The 22,567-nt window shown below is 41.6% G+C and carries 24 protein-coding genes; 18 read left to right on the top strand and 6 right to left on the bottom strand.

Annotated elements, in window-relative coordinates; all coding sequences use genetic code 11:
- Nucleotides 1–230 precede the first annotated feature (230 nt).
- The 4 genes from EGM47_RS05715 to trmD all read right to left on the bottom strand — a co-directional run bounded on the left by EGM47_RS05715 (nt 231) and on the right by trmD (nt 4,452).
- On the bottom strand, nt 231–2,450 hold the full coding sequence (locus tag EGM47_RS05715; protein ID WP_124979837.1) for an NADP-dependent isocitrate dehydrogenase: 2,220 nt from the start codon (nt 2,448–2,450) through the stop codon (nt 231–233).
- Nucleotides 2,451–2,744: 294 nt separating this feature from the next.
- Complete coding sequence (gene rplS, locus EGM47_RS05710) at nt 2,745–3,098, bottom strand: 50S ribosomal protein L19 (protein ID WP_124979836.1); 354 nt, start codon at nt 3,096–3,098, stop codon at nt 2,745–2,747.
- Between the two features lie 269 nt (nt 3,099–3,367).
- A complete protein-coding gene (locus tag EGM47_RS05705; protein ID WP_124979835.1) occupies nt 3,368–3,724 on the bottom strand; it encodes a T9SS type A sorting domain-containing protein in 357 nt (118 codons plus the stop codon).
- Nucleotides 3,725–3,771: 47 nt separating this feature from the next.
- On the bottom strand, nt 3,772–4,452 hold the full coding sequence (trmD, locus tag EGM47_RS05700; RefSeq protein ID WP_124980338.1) for a tRNA (guanosine(37)-N1)-methyltransferase TrmD: 681 nt from the start codon (nt 4,450–4,452) through the stop codon (nt 3,772–3,774).
- A 273-nt stretch (nt 4,453–4,725) separates the two neighbouring features.
- On the opposite strand from trmD, the gene EGM47_RS05695 reads away from it, so the two are divergent.
- The 10 genes from EGM47_RS05695 to ettA all read left to right on the top strand — a co-directional run bounded on the left by EGM47_RS05695 (nt 4,726) and on the right by ettA (nt 12,800).
- Nucleotides 4,726–5,085 (top strand): BlaI/MecI/CopY family transcriptional regulator, encoded by a 360-nt coding sequence (locus EGM47_RS05695; protein WP_124979834.1) that lies wholly within the window; start codon nt 4,726–4,728, stop codon nt 5,083–5,085.
- A gap of 1 nt (nt 5,086) precedes the next feature.
- On the top strand, nt 5,087–7,408 hold the full coding sequence (locus EGM47_RS05690; RefSeq protein ID WP_124979833.1) for a M56 family metallopeptidase: 2,322 nt from the start codon (nt 5,087–5,089) through the stop codon (nt 7,406–7,408).
- Between the two features lie 100 nt (nt 7,409–7,508).
- Nucleotides 7,509–7,661, top strand: a complete 153-nt coding sequence (locus EGM47_RS05685) for an SsrA-binding protein (RefSeq protein ID WP_124979832.1) — start codon at nt 7,509–7,511, stop codon at nt 7,659–7,661.
- Nucleotides 7,661–8,485 (top strand): ABC transporter substrate-binding protein, encoded by an 825-nt coding sequence (locus tag EGM47_RS05680; protein ID WP_124979831.1) that lies wholly within the window; start codon nt 7,661–7,663, stop codon nt 8,483–8,485. The genes EGM47_RS05685 and EGM47_RS05680 overlap by 1 nt, the downstream gene beginning before the upstream one ends.
- 64 nt (nt 8,486–8,549) lie before the next feature.
- Nucleotides 8,550–9,161 carry a LemA family protein gene (locus EGM47_RS05675; protein ID WP_124979830.1) on the top strand — a complete coding sequence of 204 codons (612 nt, stop codon included), beginning with the start codon at nt 8,550–8,552 and terminating at the stop codon, nt 9,159–9,161.
- 20 nt (nt 9,162–9,181) lie between these two features.
- Nucleotides 9,182–9,571: a TPM domain-containing protein gene (locus EGM47_RS05670; protein WP_124979829.1), complete on the top strand. Its 390-nt coding sequence runs from the start codon at nt 9,182–9,184 to the stop codon at nt 9,569–9,571.
- Entirely contained in the window at nt 9,571–10,329 is a 759-nt protein-coding gene (locus EGM47_RS05665; RefSeq protein WP_124979828.1) for a TPM domain-containing protein, read from the top strand. The genes EGM47_RS05670 and EGM47_RS05665 overlap by 1 nt, the downstream gene beginning before the upstream one ends.
- A 190-nt stretch (nt 10,330–10,519) precedes the next feature.
- A complete protein-coding gene (locus EGM47_RS05660) occupies nt 10,520–10,702 on the top strand; it encodes a CAL67264 family membrane protein (RefSeq protein ID WP_124979827.1) in 183 nt (60 codons plus the stop codon).
- Entirely contained in the window at nt 10,703–11,122 is a 420-nt protein-coding gene (locus EGM47_RS05655) for a hypothetical protein (RefSeq protein ID WP_124979826.1), read from the top strand.
- Nucleotides 11,109–12,800, top strand: a complete 1,692-nt coding sequence (gene ettA / locus EGM47_RS05650) for an energy-dependent translational throttle protein EttA (RefSeq protein WP_124979825.1) — start codon at nt 11,109–11,111, stop codon at nt 12,798–12,800. Before EGM47_RS05655 ends, ettA begins: the two co-directional genes overlap by 14 nt.
- A gap of 59 nt (nt 12,801–12,859) precedes the next feature.
- Here the strand turns inward: ettA and EGM47_RS05645 are convergent, their stop codons facing one another.
- Nucleotides 12,860–13,837 (bottom strand): hypothetical protein, encoded by a 978-nt coding sequence (locus tag EGM47_RS05645; protein ID WP_124979824.1) that lies wholly within the window; start codon nt 13,835–13,837, stop codon nt 12,860–12,862.
- A 347-nt stretch (nt 13,838–14,184) separates the two neighbouring features.
- On the opposite strand from EGM47_RS05645, the gene EGM47_RS05640 reads away from it, so the two are divergent.
- The gene (locus tag EGM47_RS05640; RefSeq protein ID WP_124979823.1) at nt 14,185–14,790 is read left to right on the top strand and encodes a hypothetical protein; all 606 of its coding nucleotides are present in this window, start codon (nt 14,185–14,187) and stop codon (nt 14,788–14,790) included.
- Nucleotides 14,791–14,877: 87 nt separating this feature from the next.
- Here EGM47_RS05640 and EGM47_RS05635 read toward each other — a convergent pair whose 3' ends face one another.
- Entirely contained in the window at nt 14,878–15,525 is a 648-nt protein-coding gene (locus EGM47_RS05635; protein ID WP_124979822.1) for a hypothetical protein, read from the bottom strand.
- A gap of 107 nt (nt 15,526–15,632) precedes the next feature.
- On the opposite strand from EGM47_RS05635, the gene EGM47_RS05630 reads away from it, so the two are divergent.
- The 7 genes from EGM47_RS05630 to prmA all read left to right on the top strand — a co-directional run bounded on the left by EGM47_RS05630 (nt 15,633) and on the right by prmA (nt 22,512).
- A complete protein-coding gene (locus EGM47_RS05630; protein WP_124979821.1) occupies nt 15,633–16,565 on the top strand; it encodes a peptidylprolyl isomerase in 933 nt (310 codons plus the stop codon).
- Between the two features lie 195 nt (nt 16,566–16,760).
- Entirely contained in the window at nt 16,761–17,852 is a 1,092-nt protein-coding gene (locus EGM47_RS05625; RefSeq protein WP_124979820.1) for a BT_3928 family protein, read from the top strand.
- Nucleotides 17,849–18,925: an ABC transporter permease gene (locus tag EGM47_RS05620; RefSeq protein WP_124979819.1), complete on the top strand. Its 1,077-nt coding sequence runs from the start codon at nt 17,849–17,851 to the stop codon at nt 18,923–18,925. The genes EGM47_RS05625 and EGM47_RS05620 overlap by 4 nt, the downstream gene beginning before the upstream one ends.
- A gap of 54 nt (nt 18,926–18,979) precedes the next feature.
- Nucleotides 18,980–20,257, top strand: coding sequence for a hypothetical protein (locus tag EGM47_RS05615; RefSeq protein ID WP_124979818.1), 1,278 nt, complete (start codon nt 18,980–18,982; stop codon nt 20,255–20,257).
- An 87-nt stretch (nt 20,258–20,344) separates the two neighbouring features.
- Nucleotides 20,345–21,097 carry a triose-phosphate isomerase gene (gene tpiA, locus EGM47_RS05610; protein WP_124979817.1) on the top strand — a complete coding sequence of 251 codons (753 nt, stop codon included), beginning with the start codon at nt 20,345–20,347 and terminating at the stop codon, nt 21,095–21,097.
- Nucleotides 21,087–21,674 (top strand): DUF1287 domain-containing protein, encoded by a 588-nt coding sequence (locus EGM47_RS05605; RefSeq protein WP_124979816.1) that lies wholly within the window; start codon nt 21,087–21,089, stop codon nt 21,672–21,674. The genes tpiA and EGM47_RS05605 overlap by 11 nt, the downstream gene beginning before the upstream one ends.
- Nucleotides 21,661–22,512, top strand: coding sequence for a 50S ribosomal protein L11 methyltransferase (gene prmA, locus EGM47_RS05600; RefSeq protein ID WP_124979815.1), 852 nt, complete (start codon nt 21,661–21,663; stop codon nt 22,510–22,512). The genes EGM47_RS05605 and prmA overlap by 14 nt, the downstream gene beginning before the upstream one ends.
- Nucleotides 22,513–22,567: the final 55 nt, after the last annotated feature.

Here is a 22,567-nt window from a genome sequence, read left to right as displayed (position 1 = left end):
AGCGCAACAATAAAGCATGTTTAAGCGTCATCCACCAAAACATCTCTGAAGACCCGAATAATGAGCAGTAAAAATTAGTACCAGGCAGGTGATGCAGGTCCAGACTGGTATAATGAGAAGCTATCTATCGTAGCGTTCCGTTTGTCAAAAACTTGTTCGTCAGTATAATACCTTAAAAAAACTCCCAGAGAATATTCCCTGGGAGTCATATGCTTAAAAAGGAGTTTTAATTATCCGATAATGGCATTTAAAGTCGGGCTAGGCCTCATGGCAGCCACTTCTTTATCTGCATCAGGTTTGTAATAACCACCTATGTCCATGGATTGACCTTGTACATCTATCAGTTCCTGGGTGATTTTATCTTCATTCTCAGAAAGCTGTTGGGCCAAAGGCTTGAAATAATCAGCCAGTTCAGCATCTTTGTCTTGCTGGGCCAACTCCTGCGCCCAATACAGAGCGAGGTAGTAGTGAGAACCTCTATTGTCCAATTCATTCACCTTTCTGGACGGAGACTTTTTGTTCAAGAGAAATTTCTCTGTCGCTTTGTCCAGTCCATCGGCTATGATCTGTGCCTTTTGGTTGTCATATTTCTCGGCCAAATGTTCCAAAGAAACCGCCAGTGCCAGGAACTCGCCCAGAGAATCCCACCTCAAATGGTTTTCTTTTTGGAATTGCTGTACGTGTTTTGGTGCACTTCCTCCGGCTCCCGTTTCAAAGAGTCCGCCGCCATTCATCAAAGGAACGATGGATAACATCTTTGCACTGGTTCCTACTTCCAGGATAGGGAATAGGTCAGTGTTATAGTCTCTCAATACGTTTCCAGTTACAGAAATCGTATTTTTCCCTTCTTTCATACGTGCGAGTGTGCGTTGCGTAGCCTCTACAGGTGCAGCAATACTGATATCCAATCCCTCGGTATCGTGATCTTTGAGGTACGTATTAACTTTTTTGATCAATTCGGCATCATGGGCACGATTTTCATCCAACCAAAAAATAGCAGGGTCATTTGTGGCTCTGGCTCTGGAAACAGCTAATTTTACCCAATCCTGAACCGGTGCATCTTTGGTCTGACAAGCTCTCCAGATATCTCCTTCGGCTACCTTGTGTTCTATCAATACATTTCCGTCAGCATCTACCACCTGTACGGTTCCGTCATTTGGTATTTCAAAGGTCTTATCGTGTGAGCCGTACTCTTCAGCCTTTTGTGCCATCAAACCTACATTGGGAACAGTTCCCATAGTAGTTGGGTCAAAGGCACCATTTTCTTTACAAAATTCGATGGTGGCATCATAGATACCCGCATAAGAACTATCTGGAATAACGGCCTTGGTATCTTGGGAATTTCCATCCTTGTTCCACATCTGACCAGAATTTCTAATCATTGCAGGCATGGATGCGTCGATGATGACGTCACTAGGAACGTGAAGGTTGGTAATACCATTATCACTATTTACCATGGCCAGGTCTGGACGGTAATCCATCACGCGTCTTAAGGCTTCTTGGATTTCTTCTTTCTTATCGGCTGGTAGTTCATGTAGTTTCCCCAATAAATCACCGAATCCATTGTTGACATCTACACCGATCTGGTCAAATTGCTTTTGATATTTATCAAATACAGGCTTGAAGAAAGTGCGTACCGCATGTCCAAAAATAATAGGATCGCTCACCTTCATCATGGTGGCTTTCATGTGTAGGGAGAATAGAATGTCTTTTTCCCTGGCATCTACCATTTGCTCTTCCAAAAATTCTAACAATGCCTCCTTACTCATGTAGGTAGCATCAAGGATTTCTCCTTCCAGCAGCGCCAATTCTTTTTTCAAGACTTGCACCTCGCCTGAACCATCCACCAATTGGATATGGACAGTCTTTGCGCCAGTTGTAGTGATACTCTTTTCGTTATGGGCAAAATCACCAGCTGACATGGTAGATACATGGGACTTAGAGTCTTTGCTCCATGCTCCCATACTGTGCGGATTGTTTTTGGCGTATTGCTTTACAGGTTTTGGTGCGCGTCGGTCAGAATTTCCTTCCCTGAGTACCGGATTTACCGCACTACCTTTGATTTTGTCATACCTGGATTTGATGTCTTTTTCTTCCTCGGTCTCTGGATCTTCTGGATAATTGGGAACATCGTAACCTTGGGATTGTAATTCAGTGATAGCTGCCACTAATTGTGGAATAGAAGCACTGATATTAGGTAATTTGATCACATTGGCCTCTGGTTGCTTAACCAATTCGCCCAACTCACTCAATGCATCGGGTTGTTGCTGTTCATCGGTCAATCGTTCTGGAAAGATGGCAAGGATTCGCCCAGCCAAAGAAATATCACTGGTCTCAATGTCTATTCCCGCTGGAGCAATAAATTTCTCAATGATAGGTAAAAAGGAAGCCGTAGCTAACGCGGGCGCCTCATCCGTTTTGGTATATATGATCTTAGGTTGATCTGACATAAGGAGTTAAAGTTATATTATAAAATAAAATACCATGGGAATGCACGGTATTGGCGATGCTTTTGATCGGCTAGCAAATATAAGGCGTAGATCAGGTTTTTAAAACCATTTTTACTTATGCTTAGCAGTTTACTAGGGTATTTTAGTCCAGAATCGCTCTTCTTCAGTGAAAAACCTTTCCTCTGAGTAGCCGATCTAAGAATAAAAAGGTGGATGGTTGCCCGCTGTTTTCAAAAAATGACCAAAAAAAAAGCTGTCCAGTAGAGGACAGCTTTGATAGAATAAATATAGAAATTACTTTCTAAGCGCTTCTTTGATACGCGCTTTTTTACCAGTAAGTTCTCTAAAGTAGAAGATACGCTTTCTACGTACTTTACCTTTTTTGTTGATTTCAATTTTTTGGATCGCTGGGAGATTCAATGGGAAGATACGCTCAACACCAATTCCACCACTCATTTTTCTGATGGTAAAAGTTTTGGTGGCTCCAGAACCTCTTAATTGCAATACGACTCCGCGGAAAAACTGGGTACGGCTTTTTTCACCTTCCTTGATTTCATAGTACACGGTGATGGTGTCACCAGCGGCAAATGTTGGGAGTTCGTTTTTTGTTACAAACTCGTCTTGAACGAATTTTACTAAATCTGACATAACTATTGTCTTATATAAGTTGGCGTAAAAAAGGACATTCACGGTGATCGTCAGAGGTTCATTTTTACGAGCTGCAAAAATACAAACTTCTTTTAAACGCGCAAGTGCTTTCTATAGAATTGTTGTACAAAAATTACCTTATGCAAAACAACCTGTGTTCATTACATAAACAGAATAGAGCGTACACTTTATGGAATTAGACAATTTAACCGGGTTCCCAAAAGAGGATTGAACGAGATGGCCATCGGGTGGGGGAGTACGGTAAGTGTTTATTTGATAATCAACTTTTTGACAAAGTTAGAGTCATCAGTGTTCACGCGCAGGAAGTAGATACCTGCGGGCAATTTAGATACATCAAAGGCGTGCACCTCGTCACTCATACCGCGTTTGGCATTGTAAACTTGTTTGCCCAGCGAATTAATGATGGTGACATTAAGAGAAGTGCTGGTGGTCGAAGAGAATCTAAGTTTTAGATATCCATCCTTGACTGGATTGGTCAACAAGCTCATTTCTTCCTTGTCGGTCAACCACTGATTTTGTACGATATCAGGTTGATCCTGCATTGCAAAGACCCCACTGGACAGCATAAAAAATCCGAATAAAAGAAATAGTAGTTTTGTTTTCATCTTCTCGTTCTAATTCAAAGTTACATTTTTTTGCTCAATAGTTCATGTTAATCTTCTTTTAAAAGGTCGGGACGCCTGTTTTTCGTTCGCTCATAAGCTTGATCCTCCCGCCATTGCTCGATGGCTGGTAGATTTCCACTCAACAGAATTTCAGGAACCTTATGCCCTTTATAGTCGGCTGGACGTGTATAAACTGGTGGAGCCAGCAATCCGTCCTGGAAACTATCGGTCAATGCACTAGTCTCATCAGAAATCACGCCAGGAATTAATCGGATCAGAGCATCACAGAGTACTGCAGCGCCCAATTCCCCGCCGGACAAGACATAATCGCCGATGGAAATTTCTTTGGTGACATATAAATCACGCACTCTTTGGTCCACACCTTTATAATGTCCGCAGATAATCAGTAGATTTTTTTTGGTGGACAGGTGATTGGCCATGCCTTGGTGCAAGGTTTCACCATCTGGTGTCATATAAATGACTTCTTCATACTCCCTTTCCGCCTTGAGCTCATGAATCAATTTGTCCAGCGGTTCAATCATCATGACCATGCCTGCTCCACCGCCGTATTGGTAATCATCCACTTGGTTATATCTGTTCAGGCCGTATTTGCGCAAATCATGCATATGCACCTCCACCAGGCCTTTTTCAATGCCGCGCTTTAAAATGGAGGCTTCAAAAGGACTTTTGATCAATTCAGGTAATAAAGTAATGATGTCGATGCGCACTGGTGATGATTTGCTGACAAAAATAAAGCAATTGTTGTTGTTCACATATGAATGTTAGTACACGTTAACTGAATCTGAAGTTGGGAGATACGATCAATAGAGGAAATAGGGCAGATTAAACTATTTTTTTAGTTTAAAAACTATAATAATAGTTGGTAAACTAAAAAAATAGTTATAAGTTTGAATCCACAAGCCGGCACGATGGATATCCAACAGGTAAAAATGCAAAGGCAGATTTTTTAAACTATTGTAAAATAAATTGTTATAAATATTATGGAAAAACTCACCCAAAAAGAAGAAGAAGTGATGATGGCACTCTGGAAGCTCGAGAATGCCTTTGTTAAAGAGATTGTTCCAGAGTTGGAAGGAAAAAACCACTATAATACGGTATCTACCATTGTACGTAAACTGGAGGATAAAAAATATGTTGGTTATGAGGCTTTTGGAAAAACTCACCGATACTTCCCTTTGATTGACAAAGAAGCCTACAGGAACAAATTTGTCAATAATGCCATGACCAGTTATTTCAATAACTCCTATAAAAACATGGTATCATTTTTTGCCAAGGAAGAAAAAATTAGTGCCTCTGAACTCAGAGAAATATTGGAAATGATCGAATCAAAAGAAAAATAAGATGGAACTATTGGAATACTTACTCAAAAGCGCCGGCGTACTCAGCATCTTTGTACTTGTTTACCAATTGTTGTTGCGCAAACTGACCTTCTTTAAAGCCAACCGATTATTTCTTCTGTTTGGTTTATTGGCCTCGATCTTTTTTCCATTGATTGAGATCACGCAGACCGTATATGTAGAGCAACCTGAGACCCTTAACATTCCAGGGCAATGGATCACGCCTATGGCGGGAGTGTTGGAACAGCCCATGCCAGAACCAAGCATTGACTTTTGGGAATTGGGTCTATATTTTTACCTGGCAGTTAGCATTTTCTTTTTGGGCAAAATTGTAGTCGAACTTAGTTCGCTAATCAAGATTTTACGGGCTGGAAAAAAGGAGAAAGACGGTCAATTTATTTTGGTCTCGCTTTCGCGAAAGCTGGCTCCTTTCAGTTTTTTCAACTTTATCTGTTTCCATGAGTCAGATTTGGGAACCCCAGGAAGTGATGCCATTCTGGATCATGAGAAAGCACATGCTAGACAATGGCATTCTATTGATCTTTTGCTAGCCCACCTCTACCGAGCCTTGTTTTGGGTAAATCCGCTGGCATGGATATTAAAACGACAGATAGGGGAGAATCTGGAGTTTCTTGCCGATGCCAAGGCAAAACGAGAGAATAATCAAGGGATGAGCTATGAGCGCACCTTGCTCAGTGCAGCAGCCGGACATATGCAGCCAGCTCTGGCCAACAATTTTTTTACGCCGTTTATTAAAAAGCGTATTATGATGTTGCAACAAGAGGCCTCTGCCCGATGGAATGCCTATAAGTATGCGCTTATTCTACCCGTCATCGTCATTTTTCTCTATAGTTTTAATGTCGTGGAGGAGATCGAATATATCGCTGCCGCGAAAACAAATAGCACCTATCCAACTCCAACACCAACCAGTGTTCCAGAGTTTGTCCAGGATTCAGATCAGTCTCAGAATTTGCCGGATCATACCAGCAGAAAACCTACCCAGGCTCAATCACCTCTGCCGTATGACCAAAATAACCTGCGAACTTTAAATTTAGCGACTACCCAAACAATTACCTTCAGTATTGACGCCGAAGACAATGAGCAATATCTTAAGGAAAAAAAGGAGTTTCTAAAAGATAAATACGATGTGGACTTTAATTATGGCCGACTCAAAATTGTAGATGGCCGTATTGTACGCATTAAATTGACCCTTGATGATAATCGTGGCTATAGAGGTTCCCAATCCTATAGTAGGGAAAAAGGTATTCCTGACATTTGTGTAAAGGGCATTATATCTGATAGCGCCAAAAGCTGGACAATGGGAAAATGTGGAGAACGACTAGGTAATGAAGCCTATGTGATTTCAACACCTGCACCTAAGTTTCCTGGATTTCATATCTCTGGTGATATCAACATGGATTTGGATAGTGTGATAGCTATGGCTAGAGAAATGGAAACTAGATATGCGGGTGACAGCTTACAAGCATTGGTGTCCAGATTTCCTACCAAGCTTCTAGACTCCTTAAGCCGCTCTCAAATGATGATCAGATTCAAGGATACAGAAAAAGATAGCCTAACAATACTTAGCTTGCCAATTGTTAAACAAAGGACTCTTTCTACCACCCATTCTCCTTTGTTTATACTGAATGGTGAGCCCATGGATTCTGAATCCGTACAGTCCGTATCTCCCCAGCATATTAAAAGTGTGTCGGTTTTGAAAGACGCTAAGGAAATCAAGATGTATGGACCTGAAGGAGCCAATGGCGTTATCCTGATTGAAACCCATCCGGATGCCGAGATCAAGATTTTAGGAAAGATCAGCCAGAAAGAAAGGGAAGGAATGATGAAGGAACGCCGTAAGGCGATGGAAGCAAGACATGAAGTACTTGTTTTGCGTAAGGATTCTTTGACAAGACTAAAACACCAGCAAATGGATCAGCGCAACGAAGTCAATCGTGCCAGACAAAAAGCATATGTCGAATTAAGTGCAGTGACTGCTGATAGCATAAAAAATAGCCATCGATTTTTAGCAGAATCTTTTTACCGAATTAAAAACGGCTACCCGGTCTCGGATATGGAAAAATCCTTTATGACCAATAACATGACCAAAGCAGGGCTTCAACGCCTAGCCGAAAAAATGCAGGCCAAAGGTCACAAGATGGAAATCAAAACCCATCGCATGAGCGGAGACATATTGCGCAAACTGAAAATTGAAATCGACGGCGTTGAACATACTTATGTCACTGAAAAAGGAATCGCTTCTATACGTATTATATATCCCAAAGATAGCGAGGCTCCACTGATCACTATGGTGCCCAACAAATAAAAGCTCCATATTTGAATTGCCCAACAACCCAGGTTCGAAAGAACTTGGGTTTTGCTTTTTATTAATACCCAAACCGCAGGCAAAAACATACCTTTGTGGTATGAAAAAGAGTTTTTTCAAAACCTTGTCCAAAATTAATAAAGCCTTGTTGCCGAGTTTTACGAAACAACAACTGGATTTGGCCAAAGCCAATAAGCTTCAAATGGCAATCTTCGGTTACAAACTGTGGGTTACAAAAAATGCTTTAGATTAATGTTCTGTAAGATTCCCGACCAAATGGGCCGTATCATAGCCCTTGACAAGATGCCCCAGCGCATCATTTCTCTCGTTCCTTCTCAAACAGAATTGCTGATCGATCTAGGACTCCGCGACCGTTTGGTGGGAATTACCAGATATTGTGTACATCCCAACAACCTGACGGAGGAAATAACGGTAGTGGGGGGAACAAAGAAAACGGTGAATTCACGTATACTCGATCTACAACCAGACCTTATTATAGCCAACAAAGAGGAAAATACGGCAGAAACTGTCTCATTTTGTGATCAGATAGCCCCTACCTATGTATCCGATATTGACGATCTGGAGCAGGCATTGGATATGATAAAGGACTTGGGGACACTCACAGGATCTAGTTTCAAAGCCAAATCTGTGGCTAGGAAAATACGCAGTGCGTTTAATAGAATGCCCGTATTTGATAGGCCCAAAAAAGCAGTCTATTTGATTTGGAAAGATCCTTATATGTCGATTGGTCAAAGCACTTTTATCAACGATATGCTTCAAAAAGCAGGATTTGAAAACCTAACCTCAAAGTTAAGCCGTTATCCCAGCTTGCAAATTGAGGATATCATCGCTCTTCAGCCAGAAGTAGTGCTGCTGTCTTCTGAGCCTTATCCATTTACCGAATCTGATGCTGGCGAACTCAGAGAAGCTTTCCTCAAAGCACCTTCCCAACATCCTGTTCAACCCAATCTAGTACCCGAATTTAAAATCGTAGATGGCGAAATGTTCAGTTGGTATGGCAGTCGATTACTTAAAGCTCCTGATTATTTTATAAGGTTACAACAAGGGTTATTGTAAACATATCAATTCTTGTAGCTTTAGAAATGATATATAGACCAATCTAATATTAAATTCGTAACGAATGAGTAATTTATCTAAAGGAAGCATTATAGGTATTATTCTGGGTGGAATTTCTCTAGTGCTATTATTGATGGGGGTACTCTGGTACAATAATACCATCAGTTTGAACGAAGGTGTACAAGGGCGATGGGCCAATGTTGAAAACAGCTATCAACTTCGCAATAATTTGATTCCAAACATTGTTTCCACCGCAAAAAAATATGCCGAGTTTGAGCAAGAAACCTTGATCGGCATGATTGAGGCACGATCTAAAGCGACTTCGATCAACGTGGATGCCTCCAATCTGACGGCTGAAAACATTGCCGCTTATTCAAAAGCACAAAGCGCCGTAAACTTTGGGCTGGATAGGTTATTGGCTACCTATGAGAACTATCCTGAGCTCAAGTCCAACGAGCAACTCAAAGAGTTGATCAATGAGCTGGAGCGCACAGAGGAACGTATCAATACTGAACGCAACAGATACAATGAGACTGTAGAGGTCTACAACGCTAAAATCGGAAAATTTCCTGGTGTCTTTCTCGCCCCAGCTTTTGGTTTTGAAAAAGCAGCTTATTATGAAGCTGATGAAGGCGCAGACCAAGCACCGGATGTAGGGGACCTTTTCGAAAACTAAGATGGCCAGCAAAGTAGAGGATTTTTGAGCGCCGCAGAAGAGCTGAACTGAAAACCAGTGGTGAAGTTCGCGTGCACCTGGAACACCATTGTAAGGACGTAATGCAGAGGGCCCAAGTGCTCTTCCATTTAATTAAAATGGACAATACCAAAGAAGAAAACGGTATTCTTTTCTATGTTGCAGTAGCTGATCATCAATTTGCCGTCATCGGCGATAAAGGTATCCACAAAAAGGTGGGGGTTGAATTTTGGAATTCGGTCAGGGACGTGATGGCGGTTCGCTTTCGCGAAAGCGCATTTCAACAGGGACTCATTGACGGAATTGATCTGGTAGGTCGAGAATTGGCGCAGTATTTTCCCTGGGACGTGAACGATATCAATGAATTGCCCAACGAAATCTCTGTCGGCTGATGTATAAATCCCTGATTCTTTCTTTATTTCTACTGCTGGGTGCTCAATTGGCTTGGGCGCAATTCCAAATTCCAAAAAAGCCTTCGGTCAACAATCAGAAAGCAGTGTATGATTACGCCAATTTATTCTCCGATACTCAGCGCAAAGTATTGAGCAATAAATTACAGCGCTATGCTGACTCCACTTCGACCCAGATTGTTTATGTCATCATCAATTCTTCCAATGGAGAGGAATTAGATTTATTAGGTGCCCGCTGGGGAGAACAGTGGGGCATCGGTCAGGAAAAAGAAGACAATGGTATTATTCTGATCATGGCGGTGCAGGACCGTAAGGTGGACATCAATTTAGGAAGAGGTATTGAACCTATCATATCAGATCGCGATGCAGAACGCATGGTCAATCGTATTTTGATTCCCAATTTTAAGAAGCAGGCATATTATCAAGGTTTAGACCAGACTGCAGATGCCATTTTTCAAGCCTTAAACGGAGAATTTGATGGTTCTGGTCGTCAACAACCTTTTCCCTATATCACATTGTTTGCCTTTGCTTTCTTCTTATTCATTATTTTTCTCAATATTAAAAATAGAGGTAAAGGTGGAGGCACTGGTGGTGGATCTCTGTTGGATGTAATTATTCTGAGTAATATGGGGCGTGGCGGATATAGTAATTCCTCTGGGGGTGGTTTCTCAGGAGGAGGTTTCTCAGGTGGCTTTGGTGGAGGTAGCTTTGGTGGTGGTGGAGCCGGCGGGAGCTGGTGATCGACAAGCACGCTCAGGTTCAATTCGACTTCATTTTTCGGGTGATCAACCGTTCGATGTGGGCTAAATTATCGATTTGTGGCCTCAGGAAAAGATATTCAACATTTATGTTAGCTGTAACTTGCATTCCTTGCCTTGAAAGAAATTTCGTGTAAATAAGGTTTTATATTTGCAGATCAAATATTGAACTATGGCATTGAATAAAAATGGAGTATTGGGTTGGGCGACTTTGATCATGATTATTGTTGGCGTAGGATTGATTGCCTTGGGCGCATTTAAATATCAGGAAGTTGCTGGTTATGGGTTTGCCTCAGTAGGTGTTGGTTTTTTTGCAATCGCTTGGGTATTCAACGCCTTGAAGGGACGGGTATAAATGAAAGAAAGTATCCATTTTAAGGATATGGGTTCACCCTCTTTTCAGTGGGTGTTGGGACTGGCATTGACCAGCCTAGTTGCCGCTGTAGTCCTATTTTTTCTCGACCTTACTTTGTACAGCTCGCTTGCTGCACTCCTATCCATATTCTTATTCTACAAGAACGGATTTGACAGTTTCACCACCCGTAACTCGGTATCTTACAGCCATAAATCCATTACCATCAGCCTTTTGGGAAGAAAAACTTTTGGCTTTCTCTTTAACGAGCTAAAGCAACTGGATTTATCTGAAAAGGGATTATATTTAAAAGTAAAGGGACAAGAGGAAGTAAAGCTTTCGAGAAAGCGTTATGCGGATCAATCCCTGGAAAAATTATACAAGATTCTAAAAGAAAAAAAAGCATCCTATGAGCGACGATAAACAAGTCATTTTTTCCATGTCTGGTCTATCAAAGACCTATCAAAGCACTGGAAAACAAGTGCTAAAAAATATTCACCTGAGCTTTTTCTACGGTGCCAAAATTGGTATCCTGGGACTCAATGGTTCTGGTAAATCTACCCTCTTGCGAATTATCGCCGGTAAGGAAAAAAATTATCAGGGAGATATACATTTTCTACCTGGATATCAGGTCGGTTACTTAGAACAGGAACCAGAACTGGACGATTCCAAAACCGTGATGGAAATCGTGAGAGAAGGAGTGGCAGAAACCGTTCAAGTACTTGATGAGTACAACAAAATCAATGATCTTTTTGGGCTTCCTGAAAACTATGAGGATGCCGATAAAATGGAGAAATTAATGAATCGCCAGGCCGAGTTGCAGGATAAAATCGACGCACTCAACGCTTGGGAACTGGACACCAAACTGGAAATCGCCATGGACGCGCTGCGCACGCCACCTGGAGACGCTCAGATTGTAAATCTATCTGGTGGAGAACGACGTCGGGTAGCCTTGTGTAGATTGCTATTGCAGCAACCTGAGATACTTCTGTTGGATGAACCTACCAACCACCTGGATGCCGAATCTGTTCTGTGGTTGGAGCAACACTTGGCCCAATATAAAGGAACTGTGATTGCGGTGACCCACGACCGTTACTTTTTGGATAATGTGGCTGGCTGGATCTTAGAATTGGATCGCGGTGAGGGGATTCCTTGGAAAGGGAATTACTCGAGCTGGCTGGAACAAAAAGGTGAGCGACTGAAAAAGGAAGAAAAAACTGAATCCAAACGCCAAAAGACCCTTCAGCGAGAGTTAGATTGGGTAAGACAGGGAGCCAAAGGCCGGCAAACTAAACAAAAGGCACGTTTGAATAATTACGACAAGCTACTGAACGAGGACCAAAAAGCCAAGGAAGAAAAATTGGAAATCTATATTCCCAATGGTCCGAGGTTAGGTACTAACGTTATTGAAGCCCAAGGTGTGAGTAAGGCATTTGGCGACAAACTGCTTTATGAAGATCTGAATTTTGTTTTACCACAAAACGGTATTGTAGGTATTATTGGTCCTAATGGCGCGGGTAAAACCACTATTTTTAAAATGATCATGGGAGAGGTTGAGCCAGACAAAGGCAGCTTCCATGTCGGAGATACCGTGAAACTGGCCTATGTAGATCAATCTCATTCCGATATCGATCCTGAGAAATCTATTTGGGAGAACTTTGCTGATGGTCAGGACATGATCATGATGGGTGGGAAAATGGTGAATTCGCGTGCTTATTTGAGCCGCTTTAATTTCTCTGGTTCTGAACAAAATAAGAAAGTGTCTACCCTTTCTGGTGGTGAACGCAACCGACTTCACCTGGCCATGACATTAAAGGAAGAAGGAAACGTATTATTGCTGGATGAACCTACAAATGATCTGGATGTAAATACCCTAAGAGCCTTGGAAGAAGGTTTGGAAAACTTTGCTGGATGTGCCGTAATCATTTCTCACGACCGATGGTTCCTGGATAGGGTTTGTACCCATATTATAGCCTTTGAAGGTGATTCTCAAGTCTATTCCTTCGAGGGAAGTTTTACGGAGTATGAAGAAAACAAGAAAAAGCGATTGGGAGATGTTACTCCTAAGCGTATAAGATACAAGAAACTGACAAGAGACTAATCTATAGATCAGCAAAATAAAAATCCCGTCGGCCATGTTGCGACGGGATTTTTTTTAGATTAGATACAAGGAATATTCCCTTCTAGCAATTGTTCAATCTCCTTCATTTCGGGATAAGTGGTATCGGCGGCGTTTTCAACAACTTCATTGGGTATCTGATCACTAGAAAAGTCGCTGTCTGCTGAATCTTTATTGTAAGACTTGATCAGTTTTTTCAATATTTTTCCATCCTCAAGATAGTAGCGCTGCTCCGTTATTTCGGAATTCGTTATAATGGTACCATCCTCTTTTTGACCGCTTGATGACCAGGTCTCTGTTGTTTCAAACACAAAAAAGGCCTGTTGGTCCTTGAGGTAAATTCTTTTGGTTGTGTAGGTGTGACCTATGCCTTCCTGGTATTCTAATAGAACAATTTGCTCACCATCACGATAAGTGGTGAGGTAGCCATTACCATCTTTTTTAGTACAAGTAAAAGACTCCTTATTTTTAGTTAATGCATTGTTGTCTATTTTTTGTCTAATCGCTTGGTAGTCACTTTTGATCTGTTGAATACCAGGATTATTGTCAGATAAGTCATCCATTGGATCGCTTTGACTCGCATTATTTTCCTCTAGCTTGTGGTATCTTACCTTAGAAGCACCACCATCCAAATACATGTCAAAACCTTTTTCTGTCCATTTAATAAAGTTGCAATCAGCATCACTGGTGTTGAGAACAAAGTCGTATTGGTCCTCAGTTATTGAGGTATTTGTTCCACAATTTTTTTTGATTTGATATTTTTGAAAGACTGGTGGTTCTGCGAGTCCCTCTCCAACATTAAATTTTATTTGGTCATTCATCACCTCAATGGTACCATGCGGATAGCTTTGTCGTTTCCAGGTCCCTTGAAGCAGCAATTGCTGTTCTCTTGAAAAATCTACAGTTTTCTGATCAGATCCTGCTGTTGATGAATCGGTTGACGATGATGGATTTGAATCTTTGCAACTGAAACTGAAAACCAGGAGAAGCGCTAAGGGTAAAAGGTGAGTTGTTTTCAAAATGAACGATTTTTAATAAGAATTCTAAATTACCCTAATGCTGATTGGTTTAAAATTTTAAAAATCACTTTAACGCAACTTTATCTTTGTCATTCTCAAACAACCAGCTAGTGTTCGCTTGTAGAGCGATCATGATTGAACCTTGAATTGGTCAACAATAACAAGCTACTTTTCTTGGCTTCTGATCAGTGTTGAATCCGAGAATAAAAATTTTATTTATCTCATTTTAAATGACTTACCTATATTTTACGAAAACGTTGTAGTAAATGGCACGGCTATTGAAAGTCATTCAATAAGGGGAAGCCGAAAACCTATAATCGAGTAGGCGCTATTTAAACAACGGAATCATGAAAAAAATGTTACTATTTATCGCTGTAGGATTGATGACCATGACTACAGCTCAGGCCGCAGAAAATCACCTGAATGAAACAAATGATTTCCCACCAAGAAACCACAGGTATCGAAATGTACAACCCGTACTTTTCACCTACAATAATGTGGATTATGCTATTTTTCCAGATGGTAGGGTAGATTTTGAATTACCCAATCATCGATGGAACAATCAACGCAGTAGTGTCAATCGACGATATCATGTGAACAGAAGTAATATTCGTAATCGACAAAACGGCCTGGTGCGTTATAACCATATAGGTCAGGTTGTTAAAATCGGACCGACTCGGATCTTTTATAATGGTAGAGGTAATGTTGCTAAAATCGGAAGATTGAAAGTTAATTATCGACGAGGTGTATTGTCTGGAGTCGGCGGACTCAAAGTGTTATACAATAGAAGAGGTCAGATTACAGCTGCCCGTGGACATGTGTTGGTACGTGATTTTTATGGTCACGGACACGATTGTAATGACCATGATTTTGGACATTTCCACAATGATCAGCAATTTGATGATCGTCAAGATTGGGATAATGGCGTATACTTTAAACGAAAAATAAAGTAGATCAAATAGTTGCGTAAGCAAAACTCTAACCCTCCGTTCAGCCTTGCTGAATGGAGGGTTTTTTTATACTACAATGCAGGGAAAAGATTATTGAAGGTCTTCCTGAGAAACTTGTCTGAAAGCAAACTTCCATCCTTCAAAGGCCGCAAAACCGTAAAACAGCAAGTCTATAATTCCGAAAGTCTCTGCCATGACAGGAAAAAATTGGCCATAATCAAACATGTAGAGCGTTTCAAAATAGCCCAGAGAGGAGTAATCGGCAATTTGGGCAATGACACTGAAAAAGTTTCCTATAAAGCAACTCAATACAGCTATGCCAGCACCGATAAAACCAAAGGTAGGTGCAATACCTTTACCGCCTATTCGCACAGCATGACCTACCATAAATCCTATCGCTATGGCCATATATCCAATTTGCCATCCGGTAGCAACAGTAATCATGGCCCATAGAACGGCACCAAGAATACCAGCGACAAATCCAAAAATAACCGCAACGGGTAGGTTTTGCTCCTGTTGGAATTTTTCAAGTAATTTTGGGCTCAAATCGTCAATGGTGATGTCTGTTTGAACCCTATGCGAGGCACTTAATCTTTTGTCCTCATCTTGAATAAAATCTGTACATGTGTTGTTAAACGTGGCTTTTTGATCCGTTAGATTACAAATCATCCCTTGTTGGAGATCCATTTTTCTGTTGCAGCATTGGTTACAAAAGGCGAGTTGTTCTGCTCTGGTCATTGGGTTGGTATTAAGGTTGAACCACAATAATAGGAAATCTTTTTGACAGCTTTTGGCACATACGGCTGTGGCTAATGAATTATCTTTGCAGTTATAAATTTACAACGATGCAAGACGGTTTATACGCAAAATTTGATACGAGTAAAGGGGAGATTCTGGTGCAATTACATCACGATAAAACCCCAGGAACGGTTGGGAACTTTGTTGCCCTGGCCGAAGGAAATTTGGAAAACGATGCCAAACCACAAGGAACTCCTTATTATGACGGTTTGAAATTTCACCGGGTAATTCCTGATTTTATGATTCAGGGGGGTGATCCTCAAGGAACAGGTGCCGGCGGACCAGGATATAAGTTTGACGACGAATTTCATCCTGAGTTGCGTCATGATGGACCTGGTGTATTGAGTATGGCCAATGCCGGACCAGCTACCAATGGATCCCAATTCTTTATTACGCATGTAGAAACTGCCTGGTTGGATGACAAGCACACAGTTTTTGGTAAAGTCGTCAAAGGACAAGATGTGGTAGATGCCATCGCCCAAGGTGACCAGATCAATACTGTAGAAATCATCCGCGAGGGTTCAGCTGCCAAAGAATTTAACGCGGTTGAATCGTTCAGACAATTTGAAGGTGCTGCCAAAGAACGTGAGGCAAAAGCCAAGCAACAGGCAGAACAAGCCCTGGATGAAATCGCTGCGGGATTTGATAAAACAGACAGTGGATTGCGCTACAAAATCATCAATCAAGGAAGCGGTACGCCAGCAGAAAAAGGCAAAATGGTCAGCGTTCACTATAAAGGAATGTTGCCTAGCGGTAAAGTTTTTGACTCCAGTTACAGCCGTAACCAACCCATCGATTTTATGTTGGGAGCTGGGCAAGTCATCTCAGGTTGGGATGAAGGTATCCAATTGTTGAAGGTAGGAGACAAGGCTCGCCTGGTCATCCCTCCACATATCGCTTACGGTTCTGCAGGTGCCGGTGGTGTGATTCCGCCTAATGCCACACTTATTTTTGACGTAGAGCTTATGGCCGTTAAATAAGGACGTCCACATAATTAAAGGAAAAGCCTTGTTGTTCAGCAGGGCTTTTTTATTTCAGAAAACCACTTAAATAGCTGAAACAAAATCTGCGGTCATAATTCTGAATTAAAGATTTTTGATGCATAGCTTTTATCTCTCATTCCCATTTTCTGCTTCTCTTGCGTTTCCCCTATATTTGGGCATCAAAGAAAAGACATGAAAGTACTCATAACAATTTGCAGGTGGTTCGTTGGTATTTTATTTATATTCAGTGGGTTGGTTAAGCTAAATGACCCACTCGGTTTTTCTTATAAATTGGATGAATATTTTAGTGCTGCGGTATTGGGACTGGAGTTCCTTCAACCCATAGCATTGCCTATGGCTATATTTTTGGTCATTTTTGAGGTGATTTTAGGGATCATGCTACTGATTGGCTTCCAAAAGAAGTTTACACTTTGGTCGCTCCTCCTCATGATTGTTTTCTTTACCTTCCTTACTTTCTACAGTGCCTATTTCAATAAAGTCACAGACTGTGGCTGTTTTGGGGATGCTATCCCGCTTACGCCCTATGAATCTTTTGCCAAGGATGTTCTGTTATCGCTCATGATCCTGTTGGTTTTCTTTAACCAACAATACATCAAGCCCGCTTTCGCGAAAGCGACATCTTCTATCTTAATCCTGGTGTCTACCTTGATCTGTTTTACCATTGCCTATTACGTCCTAATGCATTTGCCTATTCTTGATTTCAGAGCTTATAATATTGGGACAGATATTGAAGAGGCCATGAAAGAAGATCCGGATCAGCAAGAGGTATATGCTTATGATTGGTATTACACGATCGATGGTGAAGAAGAAATCGTTACAACCGATGGGCAGCAACCAGAAGGCTATCCCAAATACGATAAAGTTCAAACCCGTATCATTCAAGAAGCGGAATTGCCAGCTATTCACGATTTTGCTATCGAAAGAGAAGGCGCTGATTACACACAGGAAATGTTGGATAAGGAAAAGTTGGCTCTGATCCTGATTTATGACATGACAAAAGCTGAGGATGATGGCCTAGAGAAAATAGCCGACTTTACCGCCAGAGCAAAAAAGGTGGGCTATGAAGTGATCGGTTTGAGCGCCAATAGTGAGGAACAATTGGCACCAATGAAGAAAACCTATGGTATCAACATTCCGTTTTATACCACCGATGGCACACAACTCAAAACGGCCGTCAGGTCAACACCAGCGGTAATGACGCTTAAAAGAGGAGTGGTTACTGGCAAAGCACATTGGAACGATTTTGAGGATCTCAACTTATGATTTCCTATCTATTGAAGAAATTAGGTTATGCCGTGTTGACACTCTACGGAGTAGTCACAGTGATCTTCTTTCTTTTCTATTTATTACCTGGTGATCCCGCCCAAATGATGTTGGGACAAAATGAACGCCCAGAACAAATTGCTGCGGTTAAAGCAAAATATGGCTTGGACCAACCTATCTCGCAGCAATATGTCTATTTTCTTAACGATTTATCTCCGCTATCTTTTCATAGCACTGATTCAGCCGATTTTACCCATAATGATGGTCGTTATCAAGGCTGGACGATTTGGGAGGGTGATGAACTAGATTTATTATTTAAAGTCCCTTACCTCAGAGAGTCTTTTCAGCGAACTGGTAAACCGGTCAGCGAAATTATCAGGGAAACACTCCCTAATACTATGTTATTGGCGGTGGCAGCCATCAGTTTGGCTTTGCTTTTAGGGTGTTTATTGGGAGTGGTCTCAGCCCAACACAAGGATGGATGGTTGGATAAAATGATCCAGGTGACCAGTACACTTGGAATGAGTGTCCCCAGTTTTTTTAGCGCTATTATTTTTGCTTATCTGTTTGGGTATCTTTGGCATGATTGGACTGGACTGCGCATGAGTGGTAGTTTATACGAGCTGGATGACTACGGTGAACAGATGCGCATTCAATGGCGTAACCTCATTTTACCTGCTTTGGTATTGGGCATCAGACCACTGGCAGTAATTAGTCAATTGATGAGAAATAGTCTGTTGGAAGTCATGGGACAAGAATATATCACCACCGCTTATGCCAAGGGTTTAACCACCATGCAGGTGATCAGGCGTCATGCTTTTAAGAACGCCCTTAATCCAGTGATCACGGCCGTGAGTGGTTGGTTTGCCAGTCTGCTGGCTGGAGCTGTTTTTGTGGAATATATTTTTAACTGGAACGGTATGGGCAAAGAAATTGTTGAAGCACTTAACACCCAGGATCTACCTGTTATTACTGGAGCCGTGTTGGTTATTGCATTCTTATTTATCTTGATCAATATTATGGTTGACTTGATCTATTCCTGGTTGGACCCCAGGGTGAGGCTGGTCAATTAAGGGTATCACCAATAGCTATCAACCTTAAATGGTAGTGCACAAATACTGAGTTGTATGAACAAGCTTTTGATCTTATCGATGGGGCTTTTGCTAACCTTGATCAGCGCTTTTAAGGTGATCAGGTGTGATTCGTATCTTGCTGATACTGATCAAACATCTATTGTAGAGCGATATGATGATGGAGTGGCTAATGAAATATCAGTCGCAGATCAAGAAACCACTTACCGCTATGTTTCTGCCAGATCTGGATTAAACTATCGAGTAGCTCCTCAGGGTAAAATATTAGGCAAATTTGATCTGAACAGGCAGCTTAAAATTGTGCGCCAAAATGTTTTGCCTGATACCATTAAAGATGGGAATCAATTCTTGGTAGGAAATTGGGTAGGTGTTGAAATCGGAACCGAAATCGTCTATGTTTTTGACGCCTTTCTTCAAGAAAATCCTGTGCCTTCAGACCTTGCTCTTTATTACCTGTCCGCTCCCTATGTTTCCAGTCAAGGTGAATATCGCACCGCTTTCTTAAATATTTCTGAAGCACCTTACTTTGAAGCGCGAAACAACTATGATCAGTTGTTTGACCCCTTGCTATCCGAAGAACAAATGAGCAATGACACGATCATACTTCATCAAAGTCAGCGTAAGGAATTTTTACAACGCAGCGGATTTAGCGATCAACACAACATATTTATTTACGAGCTTCAAACAGGTCAGGTGAGCCAACATCCACTTACCGAATTTCCTATGATTGCCTGTCTAAGTATTTACACCAGTGGAGACGGACCATTTGAGGAGTATGATTATCAATTCGGATTTGATCTGGGTAAACATTATCAGATAGGCGAAAACCTGGTAGCCATTGCTTCCAAAAATCCGTTTGTGGAAAAAGGACTGCAACCAATGGTTTGGGAAATGACTTCGTCAAGCACGGATATTCAAAAAATAAATAATTGGCTATCAGAAAATAATTGGTTTCCAGGTCTAAGGTCGCTCGATCAAGCGAATTTATGGAAACATGAGGCAGGGGAATATATTTGTTATGTCCAAGAGTTCCAATTGAAGGAGAGCTTTGCTGGCCGGTTGATTTTGGCATTTGAGCAAGACGGTAAACTGCTACATGTAGAATACCAAAGAGAGTCAGAGAGCGCCTATCTGATCGCTTTGAACACAGAGAAAGTATCACAGATTAGTTCTAATCAGTTTACAGGCCGATTATTTAAGGAAAAAGGACCAATTCTCTTCGGTTTGATAAGTTATAGTTTTGGATGTCCCGCTGTAAAAGTCTTGGACCGCAGAGAACCCAATGTTCCTATCCTGTGTGATAACCGGCATTAAACTCTTTCACCGTTGAAAGGACAAAGGTCATTTTTAAAATTTATCTTTGCAGCGCCTACTAAGATATCAACCTAAAAAAATTGAATGATGAGAAAAAATATCGTCGCTGGAAACTGGAAGATGAATTGTGACCTGTCACAAACCCAACAATTGATCAGCGAACTCAAGACCGGTTTGGTAAAAGAATTTAATTGCGAATTAATGATTGCGCCATCTTTTCCTTTCCTATATCAGGCTTTTAATGACACGTTGGAAACTCCCATCGAAGTGGTGGCCCAAAATGTGTGTGAAGCTGAAAAAGGAGCTTATACGGGCGAAGTCTCGATCCCCATGTTGCAAAGCGTCGGTATCAAAACAGTGATTATAGGCCATTCCGAACGCCGGGATACCTATGGAGAGACCGATGAATTGCTGGCTAGCAAAACCAAGGCGGCGCTGGATAACGGATTGAGAGTCATCTTTTGTTGTGGTGAGCACCTGGAACAACGGAAGTCAGGCGAGCACGTGGCTACAGTAACTGAACAGATCAAAAAAGCTTTGTTTAACTTGAATAAAGATGAAATGGAGCAAGTAGTGATCGCCTATGAACCCGTTTGGGCTATTGGGACTGGAGAAACTGCAAGTCCAGAACAAGCACAGGATATGCACGCAGAAATCAGAGCAGCCTTAAGGTCCCAATTTGGAGATGAGGTCGCACAACATACCAGCATTCTGTATGGAGGAAGTGTTAAACCTGCCAATGCGGCTGAGATTTTCACTCAACCCGATGTGGACGGTGGTTTAGTAGGGGGAGCCTCATTGGACGCCCAGTCTTTTCTACAAATTGCAGATGCCTTTTAAACAGTTTCTTGTTCTAATATGCCTGGCTTTACCGGCATTGGGGTTTGGCCAAACGGATTTTGGTTCAAAACTTGCCCGTGCTGCCGAGTCATTGACCGAGGTTCATGTGGTGTACAACGGCGCTTATTTCAATATACCCTATCCCAACGGAGATGTACCAAAACCTTTTGGCGTTTGTACGGATGTGGTGATACGCGCCTATAGAACTATGGGCGTTGATCTACAAAAACTAGTGCACCAAGACATGAAACAACATTTTTCTGCTTATCCTCAGCTATGGGGCCTGCGTCAAACCGATACCAATATTGACCACAGGAGAGTTCCCAACCTGAGACGTTTTTTTGAGCGGAAAGGAACTTCGTTGGCACCAAGTCAGTCGGCGTCTGATTATCAACCTGGAGATGTAGTGAGTTGGGTGCTGTCCAACGGTCTTACTCATATAGGTATCGTTTCTCACACACGTTCTTCGCAGTCAGAAAACTACCTCATGGTCCATAATATTGGAGCTGGACAGGTGATGGAGGATGTTTTATTTTCTTACCAAATAACCGGACATTACAGATATGCAAACCCATAGTACGGATTTAAAATACGTTGAGTACACGTTTGAATTGACACCCAAAGACCCCTGGAATGATGTGCTTATGGCTCAACTGGGAGAGGTTGGATTTGAGAGCTTTATGGAAACTGATCAAGGTTGCAAAGCCTACATTTTGCAATCTAAGGATCATAAGAACTTGCTGGATCAGGTGGAGTTAATGCACAATGGTTGGTGTGATGTCGCTTTCGCGAAAGCGGATGTACCAGCCACCAATTGGAATGCCGAATGGGAAAAGAATTTTGACCCTATCACCGTGGACGACCGCTGTCAGGTACGTGCACCTTTCCATCAAGCGAAAGAGGTAGAATATGATATCGTTATTGAGCCTAAAATGAGCTTTGGTACCGGTCATCACCAGACCACACACATGATGATCCAACACCTACTTAAGGAAGACCTGAGTGGTTTAGAAGTATTGGACATGGGTAGCGGAACTGGTGTATTGGCCATATTGGCAAGGATGCGTGGTGCCACCAGAGTAGATGCCATTGACATAGATACTTGGTGTTATGAAAATGCCTTAGAAAATGTTGAACGCAATAAGGTCGATCAGATTGAAGTTATACTCGGTGGAGCAGAACAGTTAGAAGGTCGTAGTTATGATATGATCATTGCTAATATCAATCGCAATATTTTGTTGCAGGATATTCCAACTTATGCCAATAGCTTGAAAAGTGGCGGTTTGATCCTTTTTAGCGGCTTTTACACGGAAGATTTACAGCAAATTATGGATTGCTGTAGAGCACATGGTATGGAATACGTGATGCACCTGACAAAAGATAACTGGGTGGCGCCCAAGGCGATGAAAGGATAATTTTAACGTCTTGTATTTATGTTTTTTTATTCAATTAAATTACTTTTAGAGCCAT

It is taken from the genome of Nonlabens xiamenensis (assembly GCF_003865345.1).
Classification (GTDB): Bacteria; Bacteroidota; Bacteroidia; order Flavobacteriales; family Flavobacteriaceae; genus Nonlabens; species Nonlabens xiamenensis.
This window is presented reverse-complemented; position numbering and strand designations above follow the sequence as displayed.